This window comes from Rhodococcus gannanensis (assembly GCF_042681175.1).
Classification (GTDB): Bacteria; Actinomycetota; Actinomycetes; order Mycobacteriales; family Mycobacteriaceae; genus Rhodococcus_G; species Rhodococcus_G gannanensis.
In genome coordinates this window covers 118,256-132,119 of sequence record NZ_JBHUFB010000022.1, presented here as the reverse complement: position 1 = coordinate 132,119, position 13,864 = coordinate 118,256, and the positions used below count along the sequence as shown (strand labels likewise).

Annotated in this window: 14 protein-coding genes; 5 read left to right on the top strand and 9 right to left on the bottom strand. The window is 67.8% G+C overall.

Annotation, left to right across the window (positions count from 1 at the left end; translation table 11 throughout):
• Positions 1–33: 33 nt before the first annotated feature.
• Complete coding sequence (locus ACFSJG_RS25990; RefSeq protein ID WP_378488137.1) at positions 34–498, bottom strand: nitroreductase family deazaflavin-dependent oxidoreductase; 465 nt, start codon at positions 496–498, stop codon at positions 34–36.
• A gap of 7 nt (positions 499–505) precedes the next feature.
• Positions 506–1,669, bottom strand: a complete 1,164-nt coding sequence (locus ACFSJG_RS25985; RefSeq protein WP_378488136.1) for a steroid 3-ketoacyl-CoA thiolase — start codon at positions 1,667–1,669, stop codon at positions 506–508.
• Positions 1,670–1,832: 163 nt separating this feature from the next.
• Between ACFSJG_RS25985 and ACFSJG_RS25980 the strand changes: the two genes are divergently transcribed.
• The gene (locus ACFSJG_RS25980; protein ID WP_378488135.1) at positions 1,833–3,095 is read left to right on the top strand and encodes a cytochrome P450; all 1,263 of its coding nucleotides are present in this window, start codon (positions 1,833–1,835) and stop codon (positions 3,093–3,095) included.
• A 186-nt stretch (positions 3,096–3,281) separates the two neighbouring features.
• Here ACFSJG_RS25980 and ACFSJG_RS25975 read toward each other — a convergent pair whose 3' ends face one another.
• The 5 genes from ACFSJG_RS25975 to ACFSJG_RS25955 are packed head-to-tail and all read right to left on the bottom strand — an operon-like array spanning position 3,282 to position 7,843.
• Positions 3,282–3,728 (bottom strand): nuclear transport factor 2 family protein, encoded by a 447-nt coding sequence (locus tag ACFSJG_RS25975; protein WP_378488134.1) that lies wholly within the window; start codon positions 3,726–3,728, stop codon positions 3,282–3,284.
• A 7-nt stretch (positions 3,729–3,735) separates the two neighbouring features.
• Complete coding sequence (locus ACFSJG_RS25970; protein WP_378488133.1) at positions 3,736–4,599, bottom strand: TIGR03619 family F420-dependent LLM class oxidoreductase; 864 nt, start codon at positions 4,597–4,599, stop codon at positions 3,736–3,738.
• Between the two features lie 14 nt (positions 4,600–4,613).
• Positions 4,614–5,789, bottom strand: coding sequence for a thiolase domain-containing protein (locus ACFSJG_RS25965; RefSeq protein WP_378488132.1), 1,176 nt, complete (start codon positions 5,787–5,789; stop codon positions 4,614–4,616).
• Entirely contained in the window at positions 5,789–6,856 is a 1,068-nt protein-coding gene (locus tag ACFSJG_RS25960; RefSeq protein ID WP_378488131.1) for a thiolase domain-containing protein, read from the bottom strand. The genes ACFSJG_RS25965 and ACFSJG_RS25960 overlap by 1 nt, the downstream gene beginning before the upstream one ends.
• 15 nt (positions 6,857–6,871) lie before the next feature.
• Positions 6,872–7,843: a Zn-ribbon domain-containing OB-fold protein gene (locus ACFSJG_RS25955; protein WP_378488130.1), complete on the bottom strand. Its 972-nt coding sequence runs from the start codon at positions 7,841–7,843 to the stop codon at positions 6,872–6,874.
• 63 nt (positions 7,844–7,906) lie between these two features.
• Here ACFSJG_RS25955 and ACFSJG_RS25950 point away from each other — a divergent pair, with 63 nt between their 5' ends.
• Positions 7,907–8,947 carry an LLM class F420-dependent oxidoreductase gene (locus ACFSJG_RS25950; protein ID WP_378488351.1) on the top strand — a complete coding sequence of 347 codons (1,041 nt, stop codon included), beginning with the start codon at positions 7,907–7,909 and terminating at the stop codon, positions 8,945–8,947.
• 65 nt (positions 8,948–9,012) lie between these two features.
• Positions 9,013–9,660 carry a superoxide dismutase family protein gene (locus ACFSJG_RS25945; protein ID WP_378488129.1) on the top strand — a complete coding sequence of 216 codons (648 nt, stop codon included), beginning with the start codon at positions 9,013–9,015 and terminating at the stop codon, positions 9,658–9,660.
• A 16-nt stretch (positions 9,661–9,676) separates the two neighbouring features.
• On the opposite strand, the gene ACFSJG_RS25940 is transcribed toward ACFSJG_RS25945, so the two are convergent.
• Both ACFSJG_RS25940 and ACFSJG_RS25935 read right to left on the bottom strand, forming a co-directional pair.
• Positions 9,677–10,129, bottom strand: coding sequence for a PPOX class F420-dependent oxidoreductase (locus ACFSJG_RS25940; protein ID WP_378488128.1), 453 nt, complete (start codon positions 10,127–10,129; stop codon positions 9,677–9,679).
• 98 nt (positions 10,130–10,227) lie between these two features.
• Positions 10,228–11,052 (bottom strand): crotonase/enoyl-CoA hydratase family protein, encoded by an 825-nt coding sequence (locus tag ACFSJG_RS25935; protein WP_378488127.1) that lies wholly within the window; start codon positions 11,050–11,052, stop codon positions 10,228–10,230.
• A gap of 80 nt (positions 11,053–11,132) precedes the next feature.
• Between ACFSJG_RS25935 and ACFSJG_RS25930 the strand changes: the two genes are divergently transcribed.
• Both ACFSJG_RS25930 and ACFSJG_RS25925 read left to right on the top strand, forming a co-directional pair.
• The gene (locus tag ACFSJG_RS25930) at positions 11,133–12,794 is read left to right on the top strand and encodes an acyl-CoA synthetase (RefSeq protein WP_378488126.1); all 1,662 of its coding nucleotides are present in this window, start codon (positions 11,133–11,135) and stop codon (positions 12,792–12,794) included.
• Positions 12,794–13,864: NAD(P)H-dependent flavin oxidoreductase (locus tag ACFSJG_RS25925; RefSeq protein ID WP_378488125.1), on the top strand; the 1,071-nt coding region annotated here is incomplete at its 3' end. The genes ACFSJG_RS25930 and ACFSJG_RS25925, both read left to right, overlap by 1 nt.

The following is a 13,864-nucleotide window of genomic DNA, read 5'->3' as shown; positions in this document are numbered from 1 at the left end:
TGTTCGCATTCTCGACCACCCGCGGCGCATCCGCTACGCGCAGACCACGACCGGGATCTTCCGATCGGTCCACGACTGGTAGTCGTCGAACTCCGGATACATCGCGACCAGCTTCGGCCACAGTTCGGCGCGCTCGTCGTCTTCGGCGACGGTCGCGGTGAGCGTGCGCACCTGCGAGCGGATCTGAACGGTGACGTTCGGGTCCGCCTTCAGGTTCAGGTACCACATGGGGTGCTTCGGCTGGCCGCCCTGCGAGGCGACCAGCACCACCCGGTCACCGTCCTCCAGGAACAGCAGCGGGCTGACCCGCGGCTCCCCGGACTTGCGGCCGGTGGTGGTGAGCAGGCAGATCGGCAGCCCGTTCTTCGCGGCACTGCCGACCCGCCACGTGCCTCCGAGTCGCCCGCCGGTCGCGCGGTACGCCGTGACGTTCCACTTCGACATCCACTTGATGATCGTCCGGGTGAACCCGGTGTCGAGCAGCGGGGGACGCTTCATCGGACGCTCAGATCCGCTCGATGATCGTGCCGGTGGCGAGGGCGCCGCCCGCGCACATCGTGATCAGCGCGGTCGAGCCGTCGCGGCGCTCGAGTTCGTGCAACGCGGTGGTGATCAGCCGCGAGCCGGTGCTGCCGACCGGGTGGCCGATGGCGAGGGCGCCGCCGTTGACGTTCACCTTGTCCATGTCCGGGCCGTGGACCTGCGCCCACGACAGCGCGACGGACGCGAACGCCTCGTTGACCTCGAACAGGTCCAGGTCGCCGATCTTCATGCCTGCCTTCTCCAGCACCCGGGCGGTCGCCTGGACCGGTCCGTCGAGGTGGAACTCGGGCTCGGCGCCGACGAGGACCTGCGAGACGATCCGCGCCCGCGGCTTCAGGCCGAGCGCCAGCGCGCGGTCGGAGTCCATGAGCAGGACGGCCGCGGCGCCGTCGGAGATCTGCGAGGAGGTGCCCGCGGTGTGGATGCCGCCCTCGAGGACGGGCTTGAGCTTCGCGAGCGACTCGGCGGTGGTGTCGCGTAGGCCCTGGTCGCGGCTGACGATCTGCGTCTCGCCGGACTTGTTGCCCTCCTTGTCGACGACGGGTGCCGCGACGTGCAGCACCTCGCGGTCGAACCGTCCCTCTTCCCACGCCTGCTTGGCGAGGGCCTGGGACCGGACACCGAGCGCTTCGACGTCGTCGCGGGTGAGTCCGCGGCGCTTGGCGATCCGCTCGGCCGCCTCGAACTGGTTCGGCATGTCGATGTTCCACGACTCGGGGCGACGCGGGCCGGCCTCGGTGCCGACGTTGGCGCCCAGCGGAACCTGGCTCATCGCCTCGACACCGCAGGCGATGCCGACCTCGATGGCGCCGGCGGCGATCAGGCCGGCGATCAGATGGTTGGCCTGCTGTGCGGATCCGCACTGGGCGTCGATGGTGGTGGCGCCGACCTGCCACGGCAGCCCGGCGGCGAGCCAGGAGGTGCGGGTGACGTTGTTGGACTGCGCGCCGGCCTGCGTGACGCAGCCGCCGATGACCTGCTCGACGAGGGCGGGGTCGACCCCGGCCCGCTCGAGGACACCGACCTGCGCGGCGCCGAGGATCTCGGCGGCGTGCAGCCCGGAGAGCCAGCCTCCGCGCTTCCCGATCGGGGTGCGGGCGGCTTCGACGATTACTGGTGTGCCCACGGTGGGCTCCTTTCACGATTCTCTCAAAAAAGTAGAACAGGTTCCGTATGGCGGCAAGGACTGTGGCCGCAGATCTTTCCTAGAGGAGAGGGCTGTGATTCAATACGAGTAGAACGTGTTACAGATCACTGAGCGACATGGTTCGCAAGGGCAGGAGACAGCAGTGGCGCAGCCCAACATTCCCGCGGGTTTCGACTTTACGGACCCCGACATCTACGCACACCGACTTCCGGTCGAGGAGCTGGCGGAGGTCCGCCGGACCGAGCCCGTGTACTGGGTCGAGCAGCCGGACGGCGTCGGTGGATTCAACGACGGTGGCTACTGGCTGGTCACCCGTCACGAGGACATCCGTGACGTGTCGATGCGCAGCGAGGTGTTCTCCACCTGGGAGAACACCGCGATCCCGCGCTTCCAGGACGACATCCCGCGCGAGAACATCGAACTGCAGCGCTTCGTCCTCCTGAACAAGGACGCCCCCGAGCACACGAAGCTGCGCAAGCTCGTCTCTCGTGGCTTCACCCCGCGCGCCATCAACAGCCTCAAGGACGAGCTCGCCGATCGCGCCGAGAAGATCGTCAAGGCCGCCGCCGCGGAGGGCAGTGGTGACTTCGTCACCCAGATCTCCGCGGAGCTCCCGCTGCAGGCGATCGCCGAGCTCATCGGTGTCCCGCAGGAGGATCGCGGCAAGCTGTTCGACTGGTCCAACCAGATGACCTCCTACGACGATCCCGAGTCCACGGACGATCCCGCTGCCGCCTCCATGGAGATCCTCGGCTACGCGTACCAGCTCGCCGAGGCCCGCAAGGCGACGCCGGCGGACGACATCGTGACCACTCTGATCGAGGCCGACGTCGACGGAGAGACGCTCTCCGCGGAGGAGTTCGGCTTCTTCGTGATCGTCCTCGCGGTCGCGGGCAACGAAACCACGCGCAATGCAACCACGCACGGCATGAAGGCCTTCATGGACAATCCCGAACAGTGGGAGCTGTACAAGAAGGAGCGCCCGAAGACCACTGCGGACGAGATCATCCGCTGGGCCACCCCGGTGGCGGCCTTCCAGCGCACCGCGCTCGAGGACACCGAGATCGGTGGCGTACAGATCAAGAAGGGGCAGCGCGTGGTGATGAACTACGTGTCGGCGAACTTCGACGAAGAGGTCTTCGAGAACCCGCACACCTTCGACATCACCCGTGACCCGAACCCGCACCTCTCGTTCGGTGGCACCGGTGCGCACTACTGCCTCGGTGCGAACCTCGCCCGCATGGAGATCGACCTGATCTTCAACGCGATCGCGGATTTCGTTCCCGACATCGTCGAGGTTGCGACCCCGCGCCGCCTGCGCTCCGGCTGGCTGAACGGCCTGAAGGAGTACCAGGTGGACTACAAGACCCAGGGCACCGGTGGGGGTTGCCCCGTCGCGCACTGACGGCTCACTGAGGGAGAGCACCGAGCAGTGTGCGAGGCGGCGCCGGCGGGATCGTGAGGTTCCCGCCGGCGCTGTCGGATTTCCGGGCCGCGGCGTGAGGGCGTCGCCGGTTCCGGAAGCGAACACGACGAAACGAGAAGGGCTGCACCGATCTTTCGGTGCAGCCCTTCTCGTTTCGGTGTTCTGTCAGAGTTTGACGAGAGTCTTCATCGCCCGCTCGACCTCCCAGAAGGCCCGCAGCGACTGCAGCTTGCCCTCCTCGTTGACGCGGTAGACGAACACGCCCTCGGCGTCGATCTGCGCACCTGCCATCACGGTGCGGATGCGCCCGATGTTGACGACCTCGTTTCCGCACAGCAGCTGGTCGTCGATGATGAACGTCAGCGAATCCGTGTTGGCGATGGTCATGTCGTAGAACTTCGAGATCGCCTCACGGCCGTGGTGTCCCTTGCCCTCGGGGTCGAAACCCGAAGGGCCGACCGGGTCCTCGACCCAGCCGTCCTCGGCGAACAGGTTCAGCCACTCTTCCTTGCGCTTCCCGCTCGCCGCCGACTGCGACGCCTTCGATGCGGTCAGTGCGGGATGCTCCTCGTTGGCGGTGCCGACCGGTGTCGTGGTCGTGGTGTCGCTCATGACGCTCCTATCCGATGTTCTCGGCGGCGAACTTGCGTAGCGAGTCCTGCTTGGCTTCGAGCGGTCCGTCGAACGCGACCCCGTCGAACAGCCACGGGACCACGATCGTGTCGGTGATGCCGGCCTCGGCGAGCTCGGCGTAGCCGTCCTTACCGAACCGGTCGATGCACACCGCCTGGATCTCGAACGGTTCGTTCTCCCTGCCGTATTCGGCGCGCAGCTCGTCCAGGCGGAGCTTGGTCGCCGCGAGATCCTTGAACTTCATCATCGCCGACGTCCAGCCGTCACCGACGCGGGCGGCGCGCTTCAGTGCGACCTCGGTGTGCCCACCGACGTAGAACGGCACCGGTGAGCTCGGCGCCGGACTCATCTGCAGGCGGTCGAAGTCGTAGAACTTCCCGTGGTACTCGACCATGCCGCCGCCGAGGACCAGCTTGATGACCTCGATCATCTCGTCGACCCGGGCACCCCGCTTCGCATACGGGACACCACACCACTCGAACTCCTCCGGCGCCCAGCCGATTCCGACGCCGAACCCGAAACGGCCCTGCGTGAGGTTGGCCACCGAACCCACCTGCCGCGCGAGCAGCAGGGGGTTGCGGGAGCCCAGCTTGAGAACGTTGGTGTAGAAGCCGATCGTGGAGGTGGCCGCGCCCATCGCCGCAGCGGCGATGAGCGGGTCCACCCACGGGGTCTCGGCGTTCCACATCCGGGAGCCGTCCGGGGTGTACGGATAGTCCGCCGCAGCGGTTTCCATGAAGAACAGGGAGTCCGGCAGCGCGATGTTCGCGAACCCGCACTCCTCGGCCGTCTGCGCGAGCGGCACCAGCTGCTCGAGCGGACTCATGGCGATTCCGACGCTGAACTTCACGGCGCGTTCCCCTTCTAGTTGGTCGGGCGGTCGGAGCCGACCACCCACATTGCGAAGTACTGCGAGCCACCGCCGTAGGCGTGACCGAACGCCTTGCGGGCGCCGTCGACCTGGTGGTCACCGGCCCGCTCCATCACCTGCATCGCCGACTCGGCGTAGCGGATCATGCCGGACGCGCCGATCGGGTTGGACGACAACACGCCACCCGACGCGTTGACGGGCAGCTGCCCGCCGATCGCGGTCTCGCCTGACTCGGTGTACTTCCAGCCCTGGCCCTCCGGCACGAAACCGAGGTTCTCCAGCCACATCGGCTCGAACCACGAGAACGGCACGTAGATCTCGGCCTCGTCGATCTCCTTGAGCGGGTCGGTGATGCCCGCGGCCTTCCACAGCGCGGCCGAGGCGTCACGGCCGGCCTGCGGGTTCGCGACGTTGCGCTCGGCGTACGACAGCGGCTCGGTGCGCATCGACGTCGCGTGGATCCACGCCACCTTGCGGCCCTCGGACAGGACGTCCTTGGCGGCGTCCTCGTTGCCGATGACGATCGCACAGGCGCCGTCCGACGACGGGCACGTCTCGTCGTACCGGATCGGGTCCCACAGCATCTGGGACGCCTGTACCGACTCGACGGTGATGTCGGGCTGCTTGAGGTGCGCGTACGGGTTCAGTGCACCGTTGCGGCGGTCCTTGACGGCCACCATCGCGCCGATGTGGTCGGGTGCGCCCGAGCGGCGGATGTAGGAACGGACGTGCGGGGCGAAGAACCCGCCCGCACCCGCGCCGACCGGCATCGTGAAAGGCACCGGGGTGGACAGCGCCCACATCGCGTTGGACTCGGACTGCTTCTCCCACGACACCGCGAGCACCCGCTTGTGGATGCCCGACTGCACCATGCTGGCGGCGACGTTGCCGGTCGACGCGCCGACCGATCCGGCCGTGTGCACGCGGAGCAGGGGCTTTCCGTTGGCGCCCAGCGCATCCGACATCGCGAGCTCCGGCATCATCGACCCCTCGAACAGGTCGGGAGCCTTGCCGATGATGATGGCGTCGATGTCGTCCCAGCCGACGTGGGCGTCGGCCATGGCGCGGTCGACGGCCTCGCGGATCATGCCTGCCATCGTGACGTCGTGACGCTTGGCGACGTAGTAGGTCTGGCCGGTCCCGAGGACGGCTGCAAGTTGCTTCGCCATCAGTTGTTGCGTCCTTCCATGACTGCGACCAGGTTCTGCTGCAGCACAGGGCCACTGGTGGCGTGGGCGAGGGTGCGCTGTGCGTCACCGCTCATGATCTTGCTGGCCGCGTAGCCGATTCGCTCGAGGCCGCCCGAGAACATCGGGTTGCCGGTGAGCGGGCCGCCCGACGGGTTGATCGTGGTGGCGTCCGTCAGTCCGATCGCCTCGCGCAGGATGATCTCCTGATGCGTGAACGGTGCGTGCAGCTCGGCGACGTCGATGTTCGAGACGTCGCCACCGGTCGCCGCCCGAGCCGCCGCCGCGGTCGACGGGGAGACCGTCAGGTCGCGCGACCCGAGGACGGGGGAGTCGATCCGGTGCTCGATGCCGGTGATCCACGCCGGTCGCTCGCACAGTTCACGCGCGCGGTCGCCACGGGCCAGGATGATCGCGGCCGCACCGTCGGTGATCGGCGCGCAGTCGTGCGCGCGCAGCGGATCCGCGACGTACTCCGTGGCAAGCAGCGACTCGATGTCGACGTCACCGGAGAACTGGGCGAGGGGGTTGGACTTCGCCGAGGCCCGGCTGCGCTGGGCGATCGAGGCCATCTCCTCGGCGGTCCACTTGCCTGCCTCGAGACCGAGGCGCGCCTGCAGACCCGCCATCGAGACGGAGTCAGGCCAGAGCGGTGCCACCAGGTACGGGTCCGTCTGCATCGCGAGGATCTGACGAAGGTTGCCCGCGGAGGACTTGCCGAAGCCGTACACCAGTGCGGTCTCGACCTCACCGGTCATGATCTTGACCCAGGCCTCGTAGAGCGCCCAGGCGGCGTCCATCTCGACGTGCGACTCGTTGATCGGCGGAACGGCGCCGATCGAGTCGATCGCGGAGATGAACGAGAAGGAGCGACCGGCCAGGTAGTCGGACGAGCCGGAGCACCAGAAGTCGATGTCGGACTTGGTGATTCCGAGTTCCGAGTAGAGCTGCTGGAAGCAGGGGACGAGCATCTCGACACCGTTGGTGGTGCCGGTGGTCTCGCGCACATGGGGGGCGTGTGCGAAGCCGACGACTGCAATGTCTGTCATGGTCTTTACCGGCTCCTAGAGGTGGTGCTTGTAGGTGTCGTAGTCGGCATCGGGCTCACCGCTCGGACGGAAGTGGGAGATGTTGCGGAGCGAGTACACCCACTCCTCCTTCGGCCGCCAGACGGCCTCGACGCGCATGCCCATCCGGACCTCGGACGGGTCGACGTCCAGGATCAGGTGCAGGAAGGGGATGTCGGAGCCGTCGAGGAGCACGTACGCCGCGACGTACGGTGGCTTGATCGACTGACCCAGGAACGGGACGTTGACGATGCAAAAGGTGGTGATGGTGCCCTTGTCGGACACCTCGACCTGCTCCTTCGTCGGCTGGCCGTCGGTGGGGTTCGCGCCGCGCGGCGGCACGTAGACCTTGCCGCCGGGGCCGGTGCGGCCGCCGATGACCTTGCCCTCCATCAGACCCTTGAGGTAGTAGGTCTCCTCGAACGACGCGGTGTGCGTGTAGTGCAGGTCGACGGGGGTGACGATGTCCGTGACGGGCTCGCCGCCGGCCGGTGCCGGGGTCGACTCGCTCTCTCCGGGTTCGAAGCACGCGATGTCGCGGATGTGCCCGGTGCGCTCGTCCGCCCAGCGGACACGGACGCGCATGCCCGTGCTCATCGCGTCGGAGGATCCGGCGTCGACCGCGTGCAGGATGGAGGTGTCCGCACCGTCGAGCTTGATCAGCGCCCACGCGAAGGGATGGGGGAGCGGCTGTCCTTCGATGGGCTCGGACATCCACGACCAGCTGACGACGGTGCCGGTGTCGGACACGTCGACGAAGTCGGTCATCGGCTCGTGGGTCGTCGGATCGAACTCCGGCGGCGGCACGTGCACGCGACCGTCGGAGCCGCGGGCGCCGACGACCTTCCGGTCGCGAAGTCCGGTCACGAATGCGCCGATGGTCGGCCCCACCGATCGGGTGTAGTCGAATTTCAGATTTAGAGGTGCTCTCAGTGGCTGCTCGGCCACTCCGCTCTTTCCAGGGGTCACAGAATCGAGTAGAACAGGTTCTAAAGTGAGCTGCAATAGGTTGTCGTGAACTGGAGGAAATCGGTGAAGCTCGGGTTGCAACTTGGGTACTGGGCGGCCCAGCCGCCGGCGAATGCGCAGGAACTTGTTACAGAAGCGGACCGGAGCGGATTCGACGCCGTGTTCTCCGCGGAATCGTGGGGTAACGACGCCTTCACACCGCTCGCCTGGTGGGGGTCGTCCACTGAGCGGATCCGCCTGGGCACCTCGGTCGCCCAGCTGTCCGCCCGCACCCCCACGGCCGCGGCGATGCACGCCCTGACGCTCGACCACCTGTCCGGTGGCCGCGCGATCCTCGGCCTCGGTGTGTCCGGGCCGCAGGTCGTCGAGGGCTGGTACGGCGAGCCGTTCGAGAAGCCGCTCGCACGCACCCGCGAGTACGTCTCGATCATCCGCAAGGTCCTCGCCCGCGAGGCGCCCGTCACGAACGACGGCCCGCACCACCCGCTGCCGTACTCCGGTCCCGGTGCTCTCGGCCTCGGCAAGCCGCTCAAGCCGATCACCCACCCGCTGCGTGCGGACCTGCCGATCTGGCTCGGCGCCGAAGGGCCCAAGAACGTCGCCCTGACCGCGGAGATCGCCGACGGCTGGCTCGCCATCTACTACACCCCGCGACTCGCGGACATGTACAACGAGTGGCTCGACGAGGGCTTCGCCCGCCCGGGTGCGCGACGCAGCCGCGAGGACTTCGAGATCGCCGCGACGTGCCAGGTGGTGGTGACCGACGACCGGGCAGGCGAGATCGCCCGGATGAAGCCGATCACGGCCCTCTACGTCGGTGGGATGGGTGCGGCCGAGATGAACTTCCACGCCCAGGTGTACACCCGGATGGGCTACGGCGACGTCGTCACCGAGATCCAGCGGCTGTTCCTGTCGGGCCGCAAGGAGGAGGCCATGTCGATCGTGCCCGACGAGATGGTCACCGACACGATGATCATCGGAAACGGCGACGAGGTGCGGCAGCAGCTGAAGGTGTGGGAGGACGCCGGCGTCACGATGCTCCTGGTCCACGCCCGCGACGTCGAGCAGATGCGTCAGCTTGCATCCGTCGTCAACCCTGCCTGACGCTTCCTCTCGAGTCCGTCGGCGCGCCGGGTTTCGGCGCGCCGACGGATGGGCATGCGGTGTCCATGAAGATTCGACGCACAACGATGATCGCGGCCGCGTCGGCGTCGGCACTGGTCGTCGCCGGATGCGGTGACGGCGGCTCGGACGAGGGACCGCAGACGGTTGAGCCGCCCCGCACCTCGGACCAGACGACGACCGGCATCCCACCGATTGCACCGGGAGCAGGGGGCTACGTTTTCGGCCTACCCGACAACTTCGAAGGGGACGATGCGGCCTTCACCTACGACGAGGGCGCAGTCCCGGTGGGTTCGTCGGTGAACATCGACAGCGACGAGGAATCGGGACGCACCACCGTGACGTTCAGCGCGAAGGGTCTCGCCCCGAACCGCGACTTCGGTGTCCACGTGCACACGAAGCGATGCGGACCGCAGCCGTCGGACTCGGGTCCGCACTACCAGGATCGGATCGACCCGGCGGCAACCCCGGAGTCCCCGTCGACAGATCCCGCTTACGCCAATCCCCAGAACGAGATCTGGCTCGACGTCACCACGGATGCGACCGGCAACGCCGAGGCCGCGACGACCGTCGACTGGGAGTTCCGGGACGATTCCGCCCACTCGCTGGTGTTGCACGCCCAGCGCACGATGACCGAACCTGGAACGGCAGGCATGGCCGGCGACCGGCTCGCGTGCGTGGACGAGGACTTCTGACGTCCACCCGCGCAGTTCAGCTGGTCGGCCGGGGAAGTTCGGCCATCCCGTAGACGCGGGTGGCGCGGATGCGGAGCACGACGCGGCGCTCGGCAACCATCGCGCGCCGGAACTCCTCCCAGTCGGGGTGCTCGGACCCGGACGCGGCGCGGAACACCTCGACGAGCTCGTCGGTGGCCGCGTCGTGCGGATCCGTGGCGACGGAACTCAGCTCGGCGTCGCCCTCGACCACCGCGTACGACCAGAAGTCGTCGGCGCTCACGTGCAGCGAGACCCGCGGGTCCCTGGCCGCGTTGCGCGTCTTCGCGCGATCGGCGGTGACCGACACCCGCGCGACCCGGGTGGCGGGATCCCAGGCATAGAGGACATTCGACAGCTGGGGGCGGCCGTCGCGCTTGACGGTCGTCAGGACTCCCCGCGTGTGCGCGGCGAGGATGTCGAGCAGGCGGGCGTCGGCGTCGGGGTTCATGTGCGCCACAACCTCGTTCCGGTGGGGATTGTTCCACCGACACACGCGTGCCCTGCCGTCACGAGGACGGCAGGGCACACGGGCGAACTCGTCGAGGGCTACTTGCCCTGGAACTTCGGCTGGCGCTTCTCGGCGAACGAGCGGGGGCCTTCCTTGGCGTCGTCGCTCTTGAACACCTCGGCGCCGATCTTCGCCTCGAGCTTGAACGCCTCTTCCTCGTGCATGCCCTCGGTGACGCGGATGGTCTCGAGGATGGCCTGGACGGCGACCGGACCGTTGGCGGCGATCCGCTCGGCGATCTCGAGGGCCTTGGTCAGTGCCTCGCCCTCGGGGACGACGTAGCCGATGAGGCCGAGTTCCTTGGCCTCGGGCGCCGGCACGGTGCGACCGGTGAGCAGGATGTCGGCGGCGACGGTGTAGGGGATCTGCCGGACGAGCCGGACCGCGGAGCCGCCGAGCGGGAACAGGCCCAGTTTGGCCTCGGAGACGCCGAAGCGGGCGTTCTCCGCGGCGACGCGGATGTCGGTGCCCTGCAGGATCTCGGTGCCGCCGGCGATCGCCGCGCCCTCGACCGCCGCGATCAGCGGCTTCTTGAGGCGGCGGCCCTTGAGCAGGGCGGGGAGGTTGGTCGGGTCGAGGCTGCCTGCGGAGAACGCGTCGCCGGGGGCGTTCTTGTTCATCGCCTTCAGGTCCATGCCCGCGCAGAACGTGCCGCCGGCGCCCGTCAGGATCGCCACCCGGATGTCGGGATCGTTGTCGACCTGGTCCCAGGCGTCGACCATGATCGCCATCATCTCGCTGGAGAGGGCGTTGCGGGCCTCCGGGCGGTTCATCGTGATGATGAGGACGTGGCCGCGCTTCTCGACGAGGCAGTGCGCGGACTTGTCCGAAACGTCTGAAATTTCGGCTGTGGTGGAGGACACTTGTTGCTCCCGGTTGCAGTGTGAACTGGATCTCAAACTGGCTCTTGCCAGAAACGGTAACACGTTCTACTTTGATCGACGTGGCCCTACATATCGCAGACTTTGTCGAGCACTCCATCGACCTGAACCCCGAGCGTGTGGCGCTGGTGGACAGCACCCGCGAGATCACCTTCGCGCAGTTGGAGGAGCGGGCCAACCGACTCGCCCACTACCTGCAGGATCGTGGGCTCCAGCCGGACGACAAGGTGGGTATCTACTCGCGCAACACCATCGAGGCGATCGAGACCATGGTCGCGATCGTCAAGGCGCGCGCGGTGATGGTGAACGTCAACTACCGCTACGTCGAGAACGAGTTGCAGTACATCTTCGAGAACTCGGACATGGCCGCGCTCCTCGTCGAGCGTCGCTACGTCGACCGGGTGGCCGCGGTGCTGCCGAACACGCCGCTCGTGAAGACGGTCGTCGTGGTCGAGGACGGCACCGATCTCGAGTACCCGTCGACGGACGGCGTGGAGTGGATCGAGTACGAGGCGGCGCTGGCCAAGGGCTCGCCCGACCGCGACTTCGGTGAGCGCAGCCCCGACGACATATTCATGATCTACACCGGCGGCACCACCGGCATGCCGAAGGGCGTCATGTGGCGTCACGAGGACTGGTGGCGCGTGCTCGGCGGCGGCGTCAACTTCGTCACCGGCGAACGCGTCGAGGACGAGTGGCAGCTCGCGAAGGTCGGTGCCGAGAGCCCTGCGATGGTGCGGTTCCCGATCCCGCCGATGATCCACGGTGGCTCCCAGTCCGCGGTGTTCCACAGCCTCTTCGGCGGCGGAACCCTCGTGATGAACCCCGAGTTCGACGCCCACACGGTGTGGCAGGTCATCGACCGGCACAAGGTCAACCTCATCTTCATCACCGGTGACGCGATGGCCCGGCCGATGCTCGACGCCCTGCGCGCCGGCAACCCGGAGACGGGTGAGCCCTACGACCTCGCCAGCCTGTACGTCATGGCCTCGAGTGCGGCCCTGTTCTCGCCCGCGCTCAAGGACGAGTTCCTGGACCTGCTGCCGAACCGCTACATCACCGACTCGATCGGCTCGTCCGAGACCGGCTTCGGTGGCCTGAGCACCGTCACCAAGGGTGAGACCCACACCGGTGGCCCGCGCGTGAAGATCGACGCCGCCACGGTCGTCCTGGACGACGACGGCAACGAGATCGAGCCCGGCTCCGGCAAGGTCGGCGTCCTCGCCCGCCACGGACACATCCCGCTCGGCTACTACAAGGACGAGGTCAAGACCGCCGCAACGTTCAAGACGTACAACGGCGTTCGCTACTCGATCCCCGGCGACTACGCCACCGTCGAGGCGGACGGCACGGTCACGATGCTGGGCCGTGGCTCGGTGTCCATCAACAGCGGCGGCGAGAAGATCTACCCCGAAGAGGTCGAGGGTGCCATCAAGATGCACCCTGACGTGTTCGACGTCCTCGTCGTCGGCGTCCCGGACGAGCGCTTCGGTCAGCGGGTCGCAGCGGTCGTCTCCACCCGGAACGGCGCTCGCCCCAGCATCGACGACATCGTGACCGTGGCCCGCGGCGAGGTCGCCGGCTACAAGGTGCCGCGCAGCGTCTGGTTCGTCGACGAGATCAAGCGGTCTCCGGCGGGCAAGCCCGACTACAAGTGGGCGAAGCAGCAGACCGAAGAGCGCGACGCCGACGGTCACTACTCGAACGGCAACGGAAAGTCCTGATGCACAACGATCTTGCCGAGAAGTTCGGCATTCGGTACCCGATCTTCGCGTTCACCCCGTCGGAGCATGTCGCGGCGGCCGTCTCACGGGCCGGCGGCCTCGGCGTGCTGGGGTGCGTCCGGTTCAACGACGCCGAGGAACTCGACGCCGTCCTGAACTGGATGGACGAGAACACCGACGGCAAGCCGTACGGTGTCGACGTGGTGATGCCGGCGAAGATCCCCACCGAGGGCAGCGCCGTCGACCTCGACAAGCTGATCCCCGCCGAGCATCGGGCGTTCGTGAACCGAACCCTCGACGAGCTGGGGGTGCCGCCGCTGTCCGACGACGTCGAGCACAACACCGGCGTCCTCGGCTGGCTGCACTCGGTCGCCCGGGCGCAGCTCGACGTCGCGTTCAAGCACCGCCCGGCCCTGATCGCGAACGCCCTCGGCTCCCCGCCGAAGGACGTCATCGACGAGGCACATCAGCACGGCGTCCCGGTCGCGGCACTCGCCGGGGCCGTCCCGCACGCGTTGAGCCACGTCGAGAACGGTGTCGACATCGTCATCGCCCAGGGCTACGAGGCGGGCGGCCACACCGGCGAGATCGCCTCGATGGTTCTCGTTCCCGAGATCGTCGATGCCGTAGGCGATTCCGCGTCGGTGCTCGCTGCCGGCGGCATCGGCAGTGGACGTCAGGTCGCGGCCGCGATGGCGCTCGGTGCACAGGGTGTGTGGATGGGGTCGTACTGGCTGACCGCCGCCGAGTACCGTCTCGGCAGCGCCGAGAAGGGCACGTCGGCGACGCAGCGGGCGCTCCTCGCGGCGACGTCGAGCGACACTGTCCGCTCGCGGATCTACTCGGGCAAGCCCGCGCGTCTGCTGAAGACGAAGTGGACAGAGGCGTGGTCGAAGCCCGGTGCTCCGGATGCGCTGCCGATGCCGCTGCAGAACATCCTCGTCGCGGAGGCGCACCAGCGGATCGTCGCCGCCGAGAATCCCGAGGTGGTGGCGATGCCGGCCGGCCAGATCGTCGGACGGATGAACGAGATCCGCCCAGTCGCGGACTCGATGGCCGACCTCGTCGCG